Source organism: Allobosea caraganae (genome assembly GCF_003351345.1).
Classification (GTDB): Bacteria; Pseudomonadota; Alphaproteobacteria; order Rhizobiales; family Beijerinckiaceae; genus Allobosea; species Allobosea caraganae.
The window spans coordinates 96,261-115,098 of record NZ_QQTO01000011.1 but is presented as its reverse complement, the minus strand read 5'-3'; the positions used below and the strand labels follow the sequence as shown (position 1 = coordinate 115,098).

Genomic DNA, 18,838 nt, shown 5'->3' with positions numbered 1-18,838 from the left:
AGGGCGGCCCGCGTGCAGGACGGGTTGAGCCGGAGGCCGCGAGATGCTGCGATGCAGCATGTTCGAGCTGGAGTTACACCGCCCATGAAGCCGACGATTCTGATGGCGCCCCGCCTGCCGCAGCGGTTGGTGGAGCGCCTCGGCGAAACCTACACCTTGCTCGGCCCGATGGCGCGCTCGGCGCCCGAGGCCTTGCCGGAAGGGGCCGAGGAGGTGGAGGCGCTGCTCACCATCGGCACGCAGAAGACCGATGCGGCGCTGATTGATGCGCTGCCGAAGCTCAAGCTGATCTGCTGCTACGGCACCGGCTTCGAGGGGGTCGACCGGGTGCGGGCCAAGGCGCGCGGCATCCAGCTCTCAAACGCCGCCGACGCCAATGCCGCGAGCGTGGCGGAGTTCGCGCTGGGGCTGCTGCTCGCCAGCGCCCGCCAGATCGGCGCCGGCGAGCGCTTCGTGCGGGCTGGGCGCTGGCAGGGCAACGCGGTCGAGCGCATGGCCTTCGTGCCGGGGCTCGCCGGCCGCAGGCTCGGCATCTACGGGCTGGGCGCCGTCGGCCAGCGCATCGCGACGCGCGCGGCGGCCTTCGACATGCAGATCGGCTACCACAACCGCAATCCGCGCCCGGACCTGCCCTATCTCTACCATGACAGCCTGCTCGGGCTGGCCGAGTGGTCGGACGCGCTGATCGTCGCCGTCAGGGCGAGCGCCGAGAACCGCCATGCCGTGAATGCCGAGGTGATGCGGGCGCTCGGGCCGCAGGGCTATCTCGTCAACATCTCGCGCGGCATCGCCATCGACGAGGAGGCTCTTTGCAACGCGCTCGAAGCGAAGGTGATCGCCGGTGCGGCGCTCGACGTCTACGAACACGAGCCGGTGGTGCCGGATCGGCTCAAGGTGCTGGAAAACGTGGTGCTGACGCCGCATATCGCGGCCAATGCCGAGACCGCCCAGTATGCCCAGCAGGACCTGATGCTGGCAAATCTGGCGGCGTTCTTCGCCGGCAAACCGCTGTTGTCGCCCGTGGCGTTGTAGGCGCCTTCTTCCCTTCTCCCGAAGGGGGAGAAGGGAAGAAGGCCCGTCGCGCTCTAAGGCAGCACCACCACCGGCGTGCCCATGCGGACGCGGGCGTAGAGGTCGATCACGTCCGGGTTGTGCATGCGGAAGCAGCCGAAGGAAGCGGCGGTGCCGATGGTCGCGGGCATGTTGGTGCCGTGGATGGCGTATTGCCCGCCCGGTCCCAGCCCGATGACGCGGGCGCCCATCGGGTTGCGCGGCGAGCCGCTCGGAATGACGTCCGGCAGGTAGGGCTGGGCGCGCTTGACCTCGGCCGGCGGGCTCCAGGCCGGCTCGACCGCGAGCTCCTCGACATATTTGACGCCGCGCCATTGCCTGCCGGCCTTGCCGACCGCGATCTGGTAGCGGATCGCCTCGCCGGGCGCGACGACATAGTAGAGGCTGCGCTGCCCAGTGCGGATCACCACCGTGCCGGGATAGTAGTTGTCCTGGAACTGGACGAGCTCGCGCGCCTGCACCGGCCGGCCGGCAAAGGCGAGGGCGAGCAGCGACAAGGCCGCCACCAGCAGGAACTCGATTGGAGCGAGGCGTCTGGTCATGTCTGACCTCCCACGGAATTCTGCGGGAGATCTGGCGCTCAGCGTGTGAATCGCCGGTTGAGCAATATGGTGAAGCACCGATTCACGATGAATCGGTGGTGAATCCACCCTCAGAGCCGCAAACCGGCCATCCGCTCCAACGCCGCCGCGATGTCGGCCTGGTTGAGCGCCAGGCCGAAGCCGAAGCGCAGCACGTCGCCGCGGTGGTCGGTGGCGATGTTCAGCTTCGCCAGCGCCGCTTCGAGCGCGCCGGCCTGGGGCGTGCGGAAGGCGAGGAAATTGCCGTGCGCGGCGGCATCGTCAAGCGGGGTGATGATGTTGGCGCGGCCGAGATCGGCGAGGTCGAGCCCGTCGAGGCCGCTCAGGAACTGCCGCATCAGCGCGATGGCGTGGCCGTGGATGATCGTTGCGTCGAGCCGGTGCTTGGCGAGCCAATAAAGCACGGCGCGCATGCGGTAGAGCCCGGTCGGATCGAAGGTGGCGCCGAGGAAGCGGCCACCATCGCCGGAATAGCCGACGCTGCTGCCGGGCGGGGCGGTCAGCGCGCCGAAGGCGGCGAACCAGCCGGTGTCGCGCGGGCGCGGGCCATAGCCGGGCGGGCAATGCATGAAGCAGCTTCCTTCGCCGGCCATGGCGTATTTGTAGCCGCCGGCAATGTAGAAGGCGCGGTCCGCGATGGCGGAAAGGTCGGTCGGCAGCGCGAGATAGCCGTGATAGCCATCGATCGCGAGCAGGGTCTCGGGCGAGGGGACTGCCTTAGCCAGGGCGGCGAGGTCGGCGAGCGCCGCGCCCGAGTTGAACAGGACCTGGCTGAGATAGATCAGGTCGTGCCCGCCGGTGGCGATGGCGGCGTGCAGGCGCTCCGGCAAGGTCGCGAACGGCTCGGCCGCGACCTCTTCGAGTTGGATCAGGCCCTCCTCGGCGAGGCGGGCGAGCTGGCGTCGCGCGGTGTGGAATTCGGCAGAGGTGGTCAGGACTCGCGGCGGGCGGCTGGTCGGCAGGCAGGAGAGCAGGCGGCGCAGGAATTCGTGGGTGTTCGGCGCGAAGGCGATGGTGGACGGATCGGGCAGGTTGAGATGTCGGGCGATTCCGGCCTGCACGGCCGGGATGATCTCGCCGAAGACGATGTCCCATTTGTCGCCCGCCAGCCGCGCGGCATCGGTCCAGGCCGCCTCCTGCGCGGCGAGGCTGACATCCGGCCAGTCGTGATGGCTATGGGCGGCGAGGTTGACGCGCTCCGGCGCGGCGCTGCGGAAGCGGGCGAAGTGTTCGGTCCAGTCGCCTGCCTCGGCCATCAGGCCTCTCCATAGCTGAAGCCCATGCGCCTGCGGACATTCTCCGGCAGAGGCGGCAGGTCGCGGGCGGCGAGCAGATAAGTCGAGAGCTGGAAGAGGTCGAAGAAGATGCGGTGCCGCTCGGCCGTGGCGCGCAAGTAGCCGGAGCCGGAGGAACCGCCGGTGCCGGGCCTGACGCCGATCATGCGCTCGACCATCAATGCGTGGCGCAAACGCCAGAGCGTCAGGGTCTCGTCGATGTCCATCAGGCTCTGGAGCAGGCGGAAGGGCAGCTGCAGCACCGGCATGTCGCGGTAGAGCGCGATGAACAGCGCGGCCTCGATGGCCGGCGCCGTCATGCGCCAGGGCGAATTGGCTGCGTCCGGCTCGAACAGCGCCTGGAATTGGGCGAGCGCCTTCTCGATCGCGGCCGCGTCGGCCTGGCGCTGGGTTTCCGGCAGCGATGGGTCGGAGCCGACGCTGGTGGCATCGCGCTTCAGGGCCGCGATCACGGCGGCGCGGTAGCTTTCGCGAAAGTTATAGTCGCCGAGCGCGACGAAGGGTGTCCGGGCCAGCCAGGCGTCGAGCTGGCCGAGGAGCGAGGGCTTGTTGTCGGCATCGAGTTTTTCGCGATCCTCCGGCGCCAGCCGCTCGCGCATGCTCTGGTCGTCGATCCTGATGCGCCGGGGATCGCTCAGGCCGAGCCGCGTCTCGATCAGCCGGAACTGCACCGACTGGAAACCGGAGGCCGGGGTCAGCAGGTCGCGGAACTCGAGGAAGCCGGCCGGCGTCATCGTCTCCAGCACGTCGAGCTGGACGACGAGCAGCTTCAGGATCTCGTGGATGCGTGAGAGACCGGCGACGATGCGGCCGAGATGCTCGTCCGCGACCGGGCTCGCCGCGAAATCGGACTGGATGCGGTCGAGCTCGTGCAGGATCTGCTTGAACCAGAGCTCATAGGCTTGGTGGACGATGATGAAGAGCATCTCGTCATGGGCGGGAGCACCGGCCCTGGCGCTCTCCGGTTCCTGGCAGGCGAGCAGCGCGTCGACCTTGAGATATCTGCCGTAAGAGAGCCGGCTCGGCTCGGCCATGCGCGCATCCCCTCCAAGGCAAGCCCTCATCCTTCGAGACGCGCTTCGCGCTCCTCAGGATGAGGGCTGAGGTTCCTGACGGACCTCTAGCCCGATTGTTTCAAGCTTAAAATGATGCCGCGAGGCGATCAAGCGGCCGTTCTTCCCCTTCCCCCCGCTTGCGGCGGGGAAGGCCGGGATGGGGGGCCGAAAAGCCGGAGCGCATCGTCGCCCTATGTTGCACCAGGTCGTACTGCCCCCCACCCAACCCTCCCCACCGCAAGCAGGGGGAGGGCTATATCGCCAGGGGAATCAAGCGGCGGAGGGTCGATGCTGCTGCGGCAGGAGGAAGGGCAGGCCGGCGGCCGGCGCGCGGCTCAGGCTGAGATCGACCTTGAAGACGTTCTGCAACAGCGCGTCGTCGAGCGTCGCCGAGGGTTCGCCCTGGGCGACGATCTGGCCGCGATCCATCACCACGAGCTTGTCGGCATAGGTGAGGGCGAGGTTGATGTCGTGCAGCACGACCAGCACGGCGACGCCGCGCGCGGCAATAGTGCGGGCCATGTCGAGCAAGGCGAGCTGGTGGCAGAGGTCGAGGCTGGCGATCGGCTCGTCCAGGAAGAGCGCCTGCCGGGCCGAGACGCTCTGGCCGGCTTCGAGCTGGCAGAGCACGCGGGCGAACTGCACGCGCTGCTGCTCGCCGCCCGAGAGCGTCTGGTAGTTGCGGCTGGCGAGCTCGATGACGCCGGCCGCCGCCAGGCATTCGCCGACCACGGCCTCGCGGCGCTGGCGCGGCAGCGCACGGCCGACGCCGTCGACCCCGAGCCGGGCCACCTCGTAGACGGTGAAGGGGAAGGCGAGCCGGGCATGCTGCGCCATCACGGCACGCTGGCAGGCGAGCCGCCAGGCCGGGATCGCGTGCAGGGACGCGCCGTCGAGCAGGACCTCGCCGCCGGCCGGCTTCAACTCCCCGGTCATCAGCTTGAGCAGGGTCGATTTTCCCGCGCCGTTGGGGCCGATCAGGATCGTGGTCGTGCCCGGCAGCAGGTCGAGCGAGGCATCGGCGACGAGGGCGCGACCGCCGGCGAGGAAGCGCAGGTTGCGGCCGGTGGCGATGGGGGTGAGATCAGCCATCGAGCGTGCTCGCGCGCCGCAACAGCAGCCAGAGGAAGAAGGGCGCGCCGAGGGCGGCGGTGACGATGCCGATCGGCAATTCGGCCGGGGCGACGATCATGCGCGCGACGATGTCGGCTGCTACCAGCAAGGTCGCGCCGCCGAGAGCCGAAAGCGGCAGCAGCAGGCGGTGGTCCGGGCCGATGGCGAGCCGGATCAGGTGCGGCACGACGATGCCGACGAAGCCGATGACGCCCGCCGCCGCGACGCTGGCGCCGACCGAGATCGCGACGAGCACGATCGCCAGCGCCTTGATGCGCTGGACGGGGATGCCGAGATGGTAGGCCTCGGCTTCGCCCAGCATCAGCCCGTTCAACCCGCGCGCCAGCAGCGGCACGGCCAGCAGCAGCGGCAGCACGATCGGCGCGATGACGAAGAGCTTGGTCCAGCTGGCGCCGCCGAGGCTGCCCATCGACCAGAAGGTCAGGTCGCGGAGCTGGCGGTCGTCGGAGAGGAAGGCGAGCAGCCCAGTCAGCGCGCCCGCGAGCGCGCCGAGCGCGACGCCGGCGAGCAGCATGGTCGCGACCGAGGTGCGGCCCTGCCGGGTCGCGATCAAATAGAGCGTCAGCGTCGAGATCAGGCCACCGCAGAAAGCGCCGAAAGGCAGGGCGGCGAAAGGCAGCTTCATCGCCATGCCGGCGAGGAGGCGGTCGCCGAGCACGATGGTCGCGGCGGCGGCGAGGCCGGCGCCGGCGGAGACGCCGACGAGGCCGGGGTCGGCGAGCGGGTTGCGAAAGAGCCCCTGCATCAGCGCGCCGGAGACGGCGAGCGCTGCGCCGACGAGCAGGCCGAGCAGCACGCGCGGCAGGCGGATGTTGAGCACGACGAGCGCGTCGCGGCCCTGAAGCTCGGCTGCATCGCCGAACAGGCGGGTGCCGAGGATCTCGGCGACGCGGCCGGGCGCGATGGCGAAGGCGCCCTGGCCGATCGCGACGATGGTCAGCAGCAGGCAAAGCAAGGTCAGGCCGGCGACGGCGATCACAGCCTGCCGGCGCCGGCTGGCGGCGAAGCTTGCGAGCGCGGTCGCGGTCATCGCGCCGGCCGGGCGGGCGGCGAGGGTCATTGGGCGGTGGCTGCGGCGGTCTTGAGCGGCGGGATCTTCGCGTCCGGGTAAAGCTCGGCCATCAGGTCGCGCGCGGCGGCCGGGGTGCGCGGGCCGAAGCCGAGGAGGTAGAGCGCATCCATCCGCACCAGCGACTTGCCTGCGGCCGCCGGGGTCTGGGCGAAGGCCGGCATGGCGAAGAGCTCTTCCGGCGTGGCGTTGTGGCCGCCGCTATTGCGCATCATCAGGACCACGTCGGGCGCGGCCGCCAGGATCGCCTCGTCGGTCATCGGCTTGTAGCCCTCGACGGCAGCGGCGACGTTGACGCCGCCGGCCATGGCGATGATCGAATCGGCCGAGCTGTTGCGGCCGCCGACCAGCACGCGGCCGTTCTGCAGCGAGAGCACGAAGAGCACCTTCTTTTTCGCCGGCAAGGCCGTGCGCAGCGTCGCCAGCTCGTCGAAGCGGGCCTTGGTCTGCTGCGCCAGGCGCTTTGCCGGCTCAGCGGCGCCGGCGACCGCGCCGATCGCCTCGATCTTGGTGACGACGCCTTCGGGCGAGTTGTCCTCGGAGATGCGGGCGAGCTTCAGCCCCGCTTCGTTCAGCAGCGAGACGGCGTCGGGCGGGCCGGCGCCTTCGACGGCGATGACGAGCGAGGGCTTGAGCGAGAGCACGCCCTCGGCCGAGAGCGCCCGGACATAGCCGATGCTCGGCTTGTCGCGCAGCGCCTCCGCCGGGAACTGGCTGGTGGTGTCGACGCCGACGATCTTGCCCTCCAGGCCGAGCGCATAGAGCACTTCGGTGATGACGCCGCCGGCGACGACGATGCGCTCCGGCGTCTGGGCCAGCGCGCCGCCGATGGTCGCGGGCGCGATCAGCCCGGTCGCGGCCAGCAGCGTCAGGCCGATGGCGGCGCCGAGCTCGCGGTGCTGCGGGCGCGAGCGCAGGCTCGCGAAACGGGTCCGAAGGCTCGGCATGATCGTCACCTCTTCCTGCCGGCGCGCGCGCCAGACAAGCCAAACGGTTGAACCGCGCCGGTCCCAGCGGAATAGCGGAGCCTGGTGCGTTTTGTAGTCAAGCAAAAGTATTCTCCAGTTTTGAATTTTTCAAAACTAAAGAAGAAAGCCAGCGTTGTTGACGTTGATATTCAGCTTTACTACAAGGGGTCAAGAGCGGCACGTCGCCGCCTGCGCATGCCAGCCGGCCGCCATTTCGGACGTGCCCAGGGCTGACAGCTTGCATCCCTGCCTTTGGAACGCGCTCGCGCGGATCGGGCAATGGGCGCCGGGCGCAATCGCAATTTGAGGAAAGCCGCCAATGTTCATCGCCATGAACCGCTTCAAGGTCGTCAAGGGAGAGGAGGCCGCCTTCGAGACTATCTGGGCGACCCGCAAGACCCGTCTCGACGAGATGAACGGCTTCATTGCCTTCCATCTGCTCAAGGGGCCGGAGAAGGAGGATCACACCCTCTACTCCTCGCACACGACCTGGGCCTCGAAGGATGATTTCACCGCCTGGACCAAGTCTGAGCAGTTCCGCGACTCGCATCGCAGCGCCGGCCAGCCGCGCCCGACGCCGATCTTCCTCGGCCATCCCGAGTTCGAGGGTTTTGAGACGGTGCTGAGCGAGAGCAATCCGCACCAGCCCCGCCAGGCGGCCGAGTAAGGGGGCGGGCATGTCGAGTTCTCAGGCGAGTGTTGCCGCCGTCCCAGTGGTCGATCCGATCGAACGCGTCAGGCAGGCGCTGGCTGCCAAGCCCGATGGCGTGATCGAGGCTGTAGCGCGGGAGGTCGGCGTGCCGACCCTCACGGTGCTGGAGCAGATCCCGGCCGATGAGCGCCATTTCATCCCGGCCGAGCGCTTCGAGGCGCTGTGGCAGGAGATGTCGACCTGGGGGATCATCTTGTTCCTGGTCCACACCGTCGACGTGGTGCTCGAGGTCGACGGCACGCTGCCGGTGGGTTCGTTCGGCCATGGCTACTACAACATCCATGGCGACAGCCCGATCGGCGGGCACATCAAGGCCGAGAACTGCAAGGCGATCTATCTGGTCGACCGCAAGTTCCATGGCCGCCGCTCCTGCTCGGTGCAGTTCTTCAACGGCGCCGGCGAGGCGATGTTCAAGGTCTTCGTCAAGCGCGACGCGCAGCGCGAGTTGCTGGTTGATCAGGTCGCGCGCTTCGAGGCGTTGAAGACGACGTTCGGCTGAGCACCTCATCCATGTGATGCCGAGGCCGGCCCCTTGCGGGCCGGCCTTTTTGTTTGGCCTGCCCCGCGTGTCATCCCGCACGCGCCGCAGCATGCAATGCTGCTGCGCAGATGCGGGACCGTCCTCAGAATAAAGCGCCCTTTCCGGGACCGTTCAGAAGGGGCGCCACTTTCTGAGGACGGTCCCGTGTCTGCGCAGCGGCACTGCGCGCCGCGGCGCGCACGGGATGACATGCGGGCGTAACCTCCGACCCCTCCGCCGCGAACTTGCCTGCGTCGGGCGCACCGCTGACTCAACCTGACAGTACGACCGGCACAATGCGCGACGCGGGAACGCGGACGCATCAGGCGCGTTGCGGCATTGGGGCGATCCCATGCCTAGCCGAGACGCTCCCGCCGCATCGAACCGAAGGCTGCGTTCCATGACCAACCACAGCACGATCGCGGCCGGCCGGGCCAAGACCTCGGCCCGGGCGGTATTCGAGACCACCGCCTCGTTGCAGGACTGGCGCCGGCAGGTGGCCGATCTTTATGCCGCGGTCAGGGCGATGCCGCCGCAGGCCGGCTGGCAGCATTGGCGCGGCGTGCGCGACCGGCTCTTCCGCGAGCACGCCCAATCGCCGCTGGCGGCGACGCGAAAGGCCGGGTTCGGCGGCATCAACTACTTCTCGTACGACCCCACGCTGCGCTTCGAGGTCGGGCTCAAGCCCGCCACCGACCGCGAGACGATCTCCGTCGAGGCCGGCAAGGACGGCGCCATGGTGCTGCGGCCCTATGCATTGACCGACGGATTGCAGGCCCCGCTCGGCAAGGAGCTGACGCTCTACTGGATCGAAGGCTATGGCGGCGGCACCTTCCTGCCCTTCGGCGATGCCAGCAATCGCGAGGAGACCTTTCCGGGCGGGCGCTACCTGCTCGATACGATCAAGAGCGCCGATCTCGGCGTGACCCCGGCGGGCCGGACGATCCTCGACTTCAACTTCGCCTACTACCCGTCCTGCGCCTATTCGGAGGCCTGGGTCTGCCCGCTCTCGCCGCCGGAGAATCGCCTGCCGGGCGCCATCCGTGGCGGCGAGCGCAATCCTTCCACCTGACCGGCCCATATGAGGCGGCCATTCTCCGGCGTCTGCCTTGCGTAGACGAACGACCTCCATTTCGCCCTCGGCTTGCGTCCGTTGCCGAAGCCTCGTTAGCTGCCATCACCACGCCATCGAAAAGGAGGCGACCATGACCTTCGCCAAGTTACTTCGCGCCAAGTTACCTCGCGCCAAGACACGTTTCGCCAGAACCGTGTTTGCCGTTGCCGCGGTGCTCATCGCCGGCGTCTCCGGCGCCTATGCCCAGACGATCAAGATCGGCTCCAAGAACTTCACCGAGCAGTTCATCGTCGCCGAGCTCTACGCGGCGGCGCTGGAGAATGCCGGCTTCAAGGTCGAGCGCAAGATCAACCTCGGCGGCACGCTGGTGGCGCATGAGGCGCTGAAGAGCGGCGCGATCGACCTCTACCCGGAATATACCGGCACCGGCTTCAACGCGGTGATGAAGGCGACGACGACCGAGACCGACCCGGAGAAGGTGCGCCAGCTGGTCAAGGCCTTCTACGAGAAGGAGTTCAACCTGACCTGGCTGAAGCCGTCGAACATCAATAACGGCTACGCCATCGTGGTCCGGCCCGAGACGGCCAAGGAGCTGAACCTCAAGACGCTGAGCGATCTCGGCAAGGTCGCCAAGAAGCTCAGCCTCGGCGCCGGCACCGAGTTCGTCGACCGCCGCGACGGCATTGCCGGCCTCAAGGAGGTCTACGGCGCCGAGTTCGGCGAGTTCAAGCAGTTCGCGGCGCTGCGCCTGCGCTACGAGGCGCTGTCGCAGAAGCAGGTCGACGTCGCCAACGGCTTCTCGACCGACTGGCAGATCGCAGCCGAAAAATTCGTCGCGCTCGACGACGACAAGGGCCTGTTCCCGCCCTATTTCCTGGCGCCGGTGGTCCGGCCCGAGATCGCGGCCAACGCCAAGATCGTCGAGGCGATCGAGAAGGTCGGCGCTGTCCTCGACAACCCGACCATGCAGGAGCTGAACCGGCAGGTCGAAGTCGACAAGAAGGAGCCGCGCGTCGTTGCGGCCGCCTTCCTGAAAGCCAAGGGCCTTGTCCGCTGAGACCTCTGCCTTGCTAATGGAGCGGATGCAGGATTCAGCGCCGCTCGTGGTGACGATTGGAGACGGGCCGCTCTCGCTGGAGCAGGTCCACGCCGTCGCGCATGGCGAGGCGGGGGTGGCGCTTGCGCTGGAGGTTGGCGAGCGGTTGCGCGTAGCGCGCGGCGTGGTGGAGCGCAGCCTCGAACGCGGCGATGCGATCTACGGCCTGACCACCGGGCTCGGCGCTGCCGTCGATACAAGGCTGGCGGCGGACCAGATCGCCGCGTTCCAGCAACGGGCGGTGCGGGCGCGGGCGGTTGGCGTCGGGCCATGCCTGACGCAGGCCGAGGTGCGCGCCATGCTGCTGGTGCGGCTTGCCGGGCTGGCACAGGGTGCGTCTGGCATCTCGCCCGTCTTCGCAGAGACGATTGCGGCCATGCTCAATGCCAGGCTGCACCCGGTCGTGCGCCGGATCGGCTCGCTCGGCGAGGCCGATCTCAGCCCGCTGGCGCAGGTTTTTCTGCCGCTGGTCGGCGAGGGTGAGGCCGAGTTCGGCGGTCGAGTTTTGCCGGGTGCCGACGCGATGCGGGCGGCTGGCATTGCGATGCCGGAATTCGGCCCGAAGGACGGGCTCGCGCTGCTCAACGCCAATGCCGAGAGCGTCGGGCTCGCGGCGCTGGCGCTGCATGAGGTCAAGCTGGCGCTGGGGGCGCTGACGGTTGCCGGCGCACTCTCGCTTGAAGCCTATCGCGCCAATCTCTCGCCGATCGCGGCCGATCTCGTCGCGCTCAGGCCGGTGCCGAGCCAGGTTGCGGGCAGTGTGAAGCTGCGCGCGCTCCTCGCCGGCAGCGACCTTTTCGAGGCGGGGGCGGCACGGCGGGTGCAGGACCCGCTCTCGTTCCGGTGCCTCGCGCCGGTGAATGGCGCGGCGCTGGCGGCGTTCGAGCTGGCGCGGGAGCTGGTCGAGATCGAGCTGAATGGCGCGGGCGACAGTCCAGCCGTGCTCGCTGGCGACGACACGCTGCGCTCGACGGTGAATTTCGACACGACCGCGCTGGCGCTTGCCTTCGAGGGCTTGGGTCTGGCGGCGGCGCATGCCGCGGCGATCTCGGCCTTCCGGGTCGTGAAGCTGATGTCGCCTGCCTCCAGCGACCTGCCGCGCTTCCTGACCCGCCATGGCGGCTCGCATGCCGGCTTCGCCACGACGCAGAAGACGGCCTCAGTGCTGGAGGCCGAGATCCGCCACCTCGCTTTGCCGCTCGGGCCGATGACCATGCCGGTCGCCGATGGTGTCGAGGACTACGCGCCGATGACGCCGCGCGTGGTCGAAAAGACCACCGAGATCGCCCGGCGCTTGCTCAGACTCGCTGCGATCGAGCTTGTGGTCGCGGCGGAGGCAGTCGACCTGCGCGAGGGCATCAGGCTCGGCGCGGGCACCGGTCTCGCCCATGCCTTCATCCGCCGCCATGTCGCGCCGCTCGACGATGACCGCCCGATGGGGCGGGAATACGAGGCGCTGGCCGAGCGGCTGGCGGCCGGGGAGCTTGCCACGGCGCTTGAAGAGCTGCCGGCATGACCTGGCTCATTGAAAACTATGACCGGGTCCTCATCGCGCTCTGGGAGCATATCCAGCTCGTCGGCATCGGGCTGGCGATCTCACTCGTCATCGGGCTGCCGCTCGGCATCCTCTCGGCGCGGCGGCCGACATTCTACCTCGTCGTGCTGCTGGTTTCCGGAGCGCTCTATACCGTGCCGGCGCTGGCGGTGTTCGCACTGCTGATCCCCTGGCTCGGCCTCGGCTTCGGCCCGGCCATCGTCGCGCTGGTGATGTATGCGCTGCTGATCATCATCCGGAACACCGCGACCGGCCTGCGCGAGGTCTCGCCCGATATCCTCGATGCCGCCGACGGCATGGGCTATGGCCGCGCGCGCCGGCTCTTCGCCATCGAATTGCCTCTGGCGTTGCCGGTGATCATTGCCGGCATCCGCATTACCGTGGTGACCATGGTCTCGGTCGCGACCGTCGCAGCCTTCATCAACGCGGGCGGGCTCGGCGACATCATCTTCCAGGGCATCACCCAGGACTTTGGCGAAAAGGTCGTGGTCGGCGCGGTCGTCACCTCGCTGCTCGCCATCGTCTGTGACGAGCTCTTGCGCCGGCTGGAGCTTCATATGCGCAGCGTCCAGGCGGAGGGCGGCTGATGCTGACCTGGATCAACGCCAACCCGAAAATCTTCTGGGTCGCGGTGCAGAACCATCTCTGGCTCTCCGCGGTGGCGCTTGCGGTGGTCATGCTGATCGCGCTGCCGCTCGGACTCCTGCTGACGCGCCATCGCGGCATGGCCAATCTGGCGATCGGCCTCGTCAACATCCTGCGCACCATCCCGAGCCTGGCGCTGCTGGTGATCATGCTGCCGCTGCTTGGCACCGGCTTCCTGCCCTCGGCGGTGGCCTTGGTGCTCTACGGCCTGCCGGCTTTGCTGCTCAACACCTATACTGGCCTGACCGAGGTCGACCGCGACATCGTCGAGGCGGCGCGTGGCCAGGGCTTCTCGGACGCGCAGGTGATGACGCGGATCGAGATCCCGCTGGCGCTGCCGGTGATCTTCGCCGGCATCCGCACGGCGGCGGTGCAGATCGTCTCGGCGGCGACGCTGGCCGCCTTCATCGGCGGCGGCGGGCTCGGCGAATTGATCACCGCCGGCATGGCCAATTTCAACTTCCCGCAGCTCATCGCCGGGGCCGTCGCGGTCGCACTGCTGGCGCTGCTGGTCGAGATCATCTTTGCGGGCATGGAGCGGCTGATGACCAGCTCGGCCCGGATGGGGGCTTCATGACGATCCGCCTCGAAGGCGTCAGCAAGACTTTTCCGGGGGCGCCGCGCCCCTCGGTCGACCATCTCGACCTCACCATCGAGAAGGGCCGGACCTGCGTGCTGATCGGCCCCTCCGGTTGTGGCAAGACCACGACGATGCGGATGATCAACCGGCTGATCGAGCCGACATCCGGGCGGATCATCGTCGGCGATACCGACGTCACCAAGGGCAATCCTGTCGAACTGCGCCGGCATATCGGCTACGTCATCCAGCAGATCGGCCTGTTCCCGCACATGACCATCGCCGAGAACGTCGCGACCGTGCCGAAGCTGCTCGGCTGGCCGGCGGCGAAGGTCAAGGCGCGCGTCGAGGAGATGCTGGCGCTGGTCGGGCTGGAGCCGGCGCAGTTCCTGGCGCGTTTTCCGCGACACCTGTCGGGCGGCCAGCGCCAGCGCGTCGGCGTGGCGCGTGCGCTGGCGGCCGATCCGCCGGTGATGCTGATGGACGAGCCGTTCGGCGCGGTCGATCCCGTCGTGCGCGGGCATCTGCAAGATGAGTTTGTCGCGATCCTGCGGCGCCTCGGCAAGACGGTGATCTTCGTCACCCACGACATCGACGAGGCCATCCGCATGGGCGACGTTGTCGCGATCATGCAGGACGGCAAGCTGGTGCAATACGATACGCCGGATCGGCTGCTGGCGGCGCCGGTGAACGCGTTCGTCGCCGATTTCGTCGGGGCCGATGCGGCGCTGCGGCGGTTGTCGCTGGTGGGCGCGGCGGAGGCGTTGGAGCCGCTTGGTGCGGTGGTTGGCGGCTTGGAACTGCCGGCGGCGACGAACCTGCGCGGGGTGCTCTCGGCTTTGCTGGCGAAGGGGCAGGATGTGGCGGTGATCGTCGATGGCGATGGCCAGCCGCTCGGGCAGATCACGCTCGCGGCTATCCGGGCGCGGAGTGCGGGGACTGCGCCTACCTAAGACGGAGAGGCGCGCCTTTCCTTCCCCCCTTGCGGGGGAAGGTGGCTCGGCGAAGCCGAGACGGATGAGGGGTCGCGCGACGATTGCCTGCGCAACGCTTCAGCCAAGCTCAACGATAGAGGACAGCGCGACCCCTCATCCGCCGCTGCCGCGGCACCATCTCCCGCAGGGGGAGAAGGGAAGTGAGCGGCTCGTCCAGCCGAAGCGTTACGCCCCCAAAGCCGCCAGCTTGGTCAAATCAACGTTCGCGCCGCAGACCAGTACGCCCAGCCGCTCGCCCTGCTTCGGCTTGTAGGCGCCGGAGATCAGTGCCCCAAAAGCCGCTGCGCCGCCGGGCTCGACCGCCAGCCGGAAATCGCGCCAGAGCTGGACCTGCGCCGCGGTGATCGCTGAATCCGCGACCAGCGCGACATGGTCGACCGTGTCCTTGCAGACGTCGTAGACGAGCTGGCCGACATTGCGGGCGCCGAGCGAATCCGCCGCGAGCGAGGCGACCTTCACCTCAACCGGCCCCTTGGTCTCAAGTGCCGCCTGCAGCGCGCGCGAGCCCTCCGGCTCGACGCCGACGACCTTGACCTTGCTGCCGGCGAACCAGGCGGCGATGCCCGAGATCAGGCCGCCGCCGCCGACCGCGACGAGGACGGTGTCGAGATCGGGCTCCTGCAGGTCCCATTCATAGCCGAGCGTGCCCTGGCCGCTGATCGTCTCCGCGGCGGCGAAGGGGTGGATCTTAAGCGCGCCGGTCTCCGCGACGAAGCGGTCGCAAGCGGCCTGGGCGTCGTCATATTGCGCGCCGCCGACCACGACCTCGGCGCCGAAGCGCTTGATCGCCTCGATCTTGGCGGCGGGCGAGATTTCGGGGACGAAGATCGTCGCCTTGACGCCGCGCTCGCGAGCCGCGAAGGCGACGGCCGCACCGTGATTGCCGCCAGAAGCGGCGGCGACGCCAGAGGCCGGCACCTGGAGCGAGAGCAGGTTGTTGAAGGCGCCGCGCGTCTTGAACGAGCCGGCATGCTGCACGCATTCGAGCTTGAGCGAGAGGTCGGCAACCGAACCGAGCGCGCCCTGGCCGAGCCGCATCACCGGCGTCACGCGGGCATGGCCGGCGATGCGCCTGGCGGCTTCCTCGATCATCGGGCGGGTCACGGGACGGTCGGTCATGGCGTGTTCCTGGGCGGCTGGCCGATCCGGCTCGAAGGTCCAGATCGCGATGGGGAGCCCGTGGCTATCGCGTCCAGGCGGATCGGGGAAGGGCTTTTCGCGTCCGGCCCGGATGTGTCTGGCGACGATCAGGGCGGCGAATGCGTCAAGCGCATCATCGGCGGCCGCGCCGCGCGGCGGACGGGCCGTGACGCTCTCCTGCGATAGCCCGGCCGCGATCAGGAGCGCCTGGCGCTCTGCCATGCCGGCGGGGTTGATCGCGCCCTTGATCTTCTTGGGGTGGAGGAGCGGCGCGCCGCGCATGGTGCGGAAGGCGAGCTCGGGATGGACTTCGTAGATGCGCTCGCGCAAATCCGGCTCGGCGCGCAGCATGGCGTCGATCTCGCGGATCTTTGGGAACAAGAAGAAGCCCTGCTTCGAGACTTTTCGTGGCGGCTCGGAGCTCTCCAGCGCCAGACGGCAGGCCTCCCAGTAGTCGTCGGCGTGGACGGCGGCGCGCGAGGGGATCGCGAAGACCGAGGATTGCCTGGCGCCGAGCAGGGAGCGCACCGCCTGCTCCGGGCCGCGGCCCGAGCCGATGGTGCGGTCGGGCAGCCCGATCGGGATGTCGACGGCGATCAGCACGGGCGCGTCGGGGCCGGCCAGCAGATCGGCGAGGCGCGGGACCACGCGCAGGCTGGCATGCCCGGCCTTTTGCTCGTCGTCGATCAGTGCCGCGATCCAGCCCGCCTTGCAGCCATCGACACCGGCGATCCAGGCCATTCGTCATTCCTCCATCGCTTTTGGCGCGTCGATGTTGCATTGCGGTCGCGTCTGGTGTGCATTGCACCAGAATGGGCCGCACGATCCTATCAGGAGTGATCGCATGACCGAGATCCGCCCGCGCCGCAGCGTCCTCTATATGCCCGGTTCGAATGCCCGCGCGCTGGAAAAGGCGCGCGAGATCGCGGCCGACGCGCTGATCCTCGACCTCGAGGACGCCGTCGCCCCCGACGCCAAGGCCATGGCGCGCGACCAGGTCTGCGCCGCCATCAAGGCCGGCGGCTATGGCCGGCGCGAGCTGGTGATCCGCGTCAACGGCACCGATACGCCCTGGTTCGAGGCCGATCTGGCCGCTGCCAGCGAGGCCAAGCCCGATGCGATCCTGATTCCGAAGGTGTCCTCGCCGGAAACCCTCCAGCGCATCGGCAACCAGTTGACCGGGCTCTGGGCCGATCCTGCGATCAAGGTCTGGGCGATGATCGAGACGCCGCTTGCCATCCTCGACGCCGAGCGGATCGCGCGCGCCGCGCATGTGCCGGCGACGCGGCTCGCCTGCTTCGTGCTCGGAACCAACGATCTCGCCAAGGAGACTCGCGCCCGCTTCGTGCCGGGCCGGGCGCCGATGCTGCCCTGGCTGACCACGGCGATCCTGGCCGCCCGCGCCCACGGCATCGACGTCGTCGACGGCGTCTATAACGACCTGAAGGACGAGGCCGGCTTCATCGCCGAATGCGAGCAGGGCCGCGACCTCGGCTTCGACGGCAAGACGCTGATCCATCCGGCGCAGGTCGCGCCGGCCAACGCGATCTTCGCGCCCGACGAGAGCGAGCTGACGCGGGCCAAGGCGATCATCGCCGCCTTCCAGCAGCCGGAGAACGCCGACAAGGGCGCGATCCAGCTCGACGGCCGCATGGTCGAGCGGCTCCATGCCGAGATGGCGAAGCGGGTGGTAGCGCTGGCGGATGCGATCGCCGCGTGAGACTGCTCGATACGTCTACTGGCGCGGCCGTCTGACGCGGCTCTCTGCGCTTCCGGTGCTCACGGACATAAAGTCCGCTCCGCTCCGGTTCTCGACAGCCACGTCAGCCGACTCACGCCAGCGACGTCTCGAACAGTCTCAGGGGCTGGCGAACCAGCCTCAGCCCTTCGCCTTCTTGGCCCGCTCCATCGCCTCGACGATGAGCTCCCTGGCCTTGGCGGCGTCGCCCCAGCCGGTGAGCTTGACCCACTTGCCGGGCTCGAGATCCTTGTAGTGCTCGAAGAAGTGCTGGATCTGGTCGAGGGTGATCTGCGGCAGGTCGGTGTAGTTGTGGACGTTCTCGTAGCGCTTGGTCAGCTTCGGCACGGGCACGGCGATGATCTTCTCGTCGCCGCCGCCCTCGTCCCGCATCATCACGACGCCGATCGGCCTGACGGCGATATAGGAGCCGGGGATCAGCGGGCGGGTGTTGGCGACGAGCACGTCGCAGGGGTCGCCGTCTTCCGAGAGCGTGTGCGGGATGAAGCCGTAATTCCCGGGATAGCGCATCGGCGTATAAAGGAAGCGGTCGACGAAGAGCGTGCCGGCGTCCTTGTCCATCTCGTATTTGATCGGTTCGCCGCCAATGGCCACCTCGATGACCACGTTGACCTCGTCGGGCGGGTTCTTGCCGATGGAAATGGCGTCCAGACGCATGGATGATCCCTGTTGGTGCGATTAGCTGGCGCGCCTTATGCGCGTTGGCGAGCAAAAGGCCAAGCCCGTCCTTCTGCCGAACCCTCTCATGGGCGCCGTGGGCCCGTGCCGGATTTGCGCGGCACCGCCAGCGCTGGTATCGGCATCGGCATGACGCTCGAAGAGACCATCCCGTGCTGAACCGGCTGCGCCCCGATGCGGAGCGCTACCAGCGCCGCATGGCCCGCATCGCGCGCTGGGACCGGCCGCTGACCGGCCGGCTCGACCGCGTCAGGGCTTGGACCAACATGCTGCTGGCCGATCACGGCATCTTCCGGCTCGCCTATCTCAACGCCCATCGCGTCACGCCGCGGCTCTGGCGTGCGGCGCAGCCGGCGCCGACCGACATCGCCTGGTTCGCGCGCCAGGGGGTGAAGACCATCGTCAACCTGCGCGGCGGGCGCGAGCATGGCGCCTGGCCCCTGCAGCGCGAGGCCTGCGAGCGCCATGGCATCGCGCTGGTCGAGTTCGTGCTGCGCTCGCGCGGCGCGCCGGAGCGCGAGACCATCCTCGCCGCCAAAAGCTTCTTCGACAGCATGCGGGAGCCGGCGCTGGTGCACTGCAAGTCGGGCGCCGACCGCGCCGGCTTCTTCTCGGCGCTCTACCTGCTGATCCATGAGAAGCGCCCGCTGGACGAGGCGATGCGCCAGCTCTCGCTGCGCTACGGCCATTTCCGCTTCGCCAAGACCGGCATCCTCGACGCGTTCTTCGAGGCCTATCGCGACGAGGGCGCGGCGAAGGGGATCGGCTTCCTCGACTGGGTCGAGCACCACTACGACCCCGCCACGCTGGAGCGGACGTTCAAGACCGGCTTCCTGTCCTCGCTGGTCGCCGACCGGCTGATCCGGCGCGAATAGCGCGGCCTGCTCTGATCAAGAGTTAGAGCATGATGTCG

At 68.6% G+C, this 18,838-nt stretch carries 20 protein-coding genes; 12 read left to right on the top strand and 8 right to left on the bottom strand.

What is annotated here, in order from left to right; genetic code table 11:
• Nucleotides 1–84: 84 nt before the first annotated feature.
• Nucleotides 85–1,032, top strand: a complete 948-nt coding sequence (locus tag DWF00_RS05440; protein ID WP_114831748.1) for a 2-hydroxyacid dehydrogenase — start codon at nt 85–87, stop codon at nt 1,030–1,032.
• Between the two features lie 53 nt (nt 1,033–1,085).
• Here the strand turns inward: DWF00_RS05440 and DWF00_RS05435 are convergent, their stop codons facing one another.
• The 6 genes from DWF00_RS05435 to DWF00_RS05410 all read right to left on the bottom strand — a co-directional run bounded on the left by DWF00_RS05435 (nt 1,086) and on the right by DWF00_RS05410 (nt 7,152).
• A complete protein-coding gene (locus DWF00_RS05435; protein ID WP_114831747.1) occupies nt 1,086–1,613 on the bottom strand; it encodes a L,D-transpeptidase in 528 nt (175 codons plus the stop codon).
• Nucleotides 1,614–1,723: 110 nt separating this feature from the next.
• Nucleotides 1,724–2,908: an aminotransferase class V-fold PLP-dependent enzyme gene (locus tag DWF00_RS05430; protein ID WP_114831746.1), complete on the bottom strand. Its 1,185-nt coding sequence runs from the start codon at nt 2,906–2,908 to the stop codon at nt 1,724–1,726.
• Entirely contained in the window at nt 2,908–3,981 is a 1,074-nt protein-coding gene (locus DWF00_RS05425; RefSeq protein ID WP_114831745.1) for a tryptophan 2,3-dioxygenase family protein, read from the bottom strand. Before DWF00_RS05425 ends, DWF00_RS05430 begins: the two co-directional genes overlap by 1 nt.
• A 291-nt stretch (nt 3,982–4,272) precedes the next feature.
• Nucleotides 4,273–5,094: a heme ABC transporter ATP-binding protein gene (locus DWF00_RS05420; protein ID WP_114831744.1), complete on the bottom strand. Its 822-nt coding sequence runs from the start codon at nt 5,092–5,094 to the stop codon at nt 4,273–4,275.
• Nucleotides 5,087–6,196 (bottom strand): FecCD family ABC transporter permease, encoded by a 1,110-nt coding sequence (locus DWF00_RS05415; RefSeq protein WP_245973758.1) that lies wholly within the window; start codon nt 6,194–6,196, stop codon nt 5,087–5,089. Before DWF00_RS05415 ends, DWF00_RS05420 begins: the two co-directional genes overlap by 8 nt.
• Nucleotides 6,193–7,152, bottom strand: a complete 960-nt coding sequence (locus DWF00_RS05410; protein ID WP_114831771.1) for a heme/hemin ABC transporter substrate-binding protein — start codon at nt 7,150–7,152, stop codon at nt 6,193–6,195. The genes DWF00_RS05415 and DWF00_RS05410 overlap by 4 nt, the downstream gene beginning before the upstream one ends.
• Nucleotides 7,153–7,236: 84 nt before the next feature.
• Here DWF00_RS05410 and DWF00_RS29325 point away from each other — a divergent pair, with 84 nt between their 5' ends.
• The 9 genes from DWF00_RS29325 (at nt 7,237) to DWF00_RS05370 (ending at nt 14,306) form a co-directional block, all read left to right on the top strand.
• Nucleotides 7,237–7,407, top strand: coding sequence for a hypothetical protein (locus DWF00_RS29325; protein WP_181832833.1), 171 nt, complete (start codon nt 7,237–7,239; stop codon nt 7,405–7,407).
• A gap of 85 nt (nt 7,408–7,492) precedes the next feature.
• Nucleotides 7,493–7,840: a heme-degrading protein HmuQ gene (hmuQ, locus tag DWF00_RS05405; protein WP_114831743.1), complete on the top strand. Its 348-nt coding sequence runs from the start codon at nt 7,493–7,495 to the stop codon at nt 7,838–7,840.
• 10 nt (nt 7,841–7,850) lie between these two features.
• Nucleotides 7,851–8,384: a heme utilization cystosolic carrier protein HutX gene (hutX, locus tag DWF00_RS05400; RefSeq protein WP_114831742.1), complete on the top strand. Its 534-nt coding sequence runs from the start codon at nt 7,851–7,853 to the stop codon at nt 8,382–8,384.
• Nucleotides 8,385–8,805: 421 nt separating this feature from the next.
• Nucleotides 8,806–9,477, top strand: a complete 672-nt coding sequence (locus tag DWF00_RS05395) for a DUF1684 domain-containing protein (RefSeq protein WP_114831741.1) — start codon at nt 8,806–8,808, stop codon at nt 9,475–9,477.
• Between the two features lie 133 nt (nt 9,478–9,610).
• Nucleotides 9,611–10,537 carry a glycine betaine ABC transporter substrate-binding protein gene (locus DWF00_RS05390; RefSeq protein ID WP_114831740.1) on the top strand — a complete coding sequence of 309 codons (927 nt, stop codon included), beginning with the start codon at nt 9,611–9,613 and terminating at the stop codon, nt 10,535–10,537.
• Between the two features lie 25 nt (nt 10,538–10,562).
• Nucleotides 10,563–12,092, top strand: a complete 1,530-nt coding sequence (locus DWF00_RS05385) for an HAL/PAL/TAL family ammonia-lyase (RefSeq protein WP_210207932.1) — start codon at nt 10,563–10,565, stop codon at nt 12,090–12,092.
• Nucleotides 12,089–12,718 carry an ABC transporter permease gene (locus tag DWF00_RS05380; RefSeq protein WP_114831738.1) on the top strand — a complete coding sequence of 210 codons (630 nt, stop codon included), beginning with the start codon at nt 12,089–12,091 and terminating at the stop codon, nt 12,716–12,718. Before DWF00_RS05385 ends, DWF00_RS05380 begins: the two co-directional genes overlap by 4 nt.
• On the top strand, nt 12,718–13,353 hold the full coding sequence (locus DWF00_RS05375) for an ABC transporter permease (protein WP_114831737.1): 636 nt from the start codon (nt 12,718–12,720) through the stop codon (nt 13,351–13,353). Before DWF00_RS05380 ends, DWF00_RS05375 begins: the two co-directional genes overlap by 1 nt.
• Complete coding sequence (locus tag DWF00_RS05370; protein WP_114831736.1) at nt 13,350–14,306, top strand: ABC transporter ATP-binding protein; 957 nt, start codon at nt 13,350–13,352, stop codon at nt 14,304–14,306. Before DWF00_RS05375 ends, DWF00_RS05370 begins: the two co-directional genes overlap by 4 nt.
• A gap of 207 nt (nt 14,307–14,513) precedes the next feature.
• Here the strand turns inward: DWF00_RS05370 and DWF00_RS30035 are convergent, their stop codons facing one another.
• Nucleotides 14,514–16,229: a serine/threonine dehydratase gene (locus tag DWF00_RS30035; RefSeq protein ID WP_114831735.1), complete on the bottom strand. Its 1,716-nt coding sequence runs from the start codon at nt 16,227–16,229 to the stop codon at nt 14,514–14,516.
• 103 nt (nt 16,230–16,332) lie between these two features.
• Between DWF00_RS30035 and DWF00_RS05360 the strand changes: the two genes are divergently transcribed.
• The gene (locus DWF00_RS05360; protein ID WP_114831734.1) at nt 16,333–17,208 is read left to right on the top strand and encodes an HpcH/HpaI aldolase/citrate lyase family protein; all 876 of its coding nucleotides are present in this window, start codon (nt 16,333–16,335) and stop codon (nt 17,206–17,208) included.
• Nucleotides 17,209–17,367: 159 nt separating this feature from the next.
• Here the strand turns inward: DWF00_RS05360 and ppa are convergent, their stop codons facing one another.
• Complete coding sequence (gene ppa / locus DWF00_RS05355; RefSeq protein ID WP_114831733.1) at nt 17,368–17,904, bottom strand: inorganic diphosphatase; 537 nt, start codon at nt 17,902–17,904, stop codon at nt 17,368–17,370.
• 173 nt (nt 17,905–18,077) lie between these two features.
• Between ppa and DWF00_RS05350 the strand changes: the two genes are divergently transcribed.
• Complete coding sequence (locus tag DWF00_RS05350) at nt 18,078–18,800, top strand: fused DSP-PTPase phosphatase/NAD kinase-like protein (RefSeq protein ID WP_425453054.1); 723 nt, start codon at nt 18,078–18,080, stop codon at nt 18,798–18,800.
• Nucleotides 18,801–18,838 lie beyond the last annotated feature (38 nt).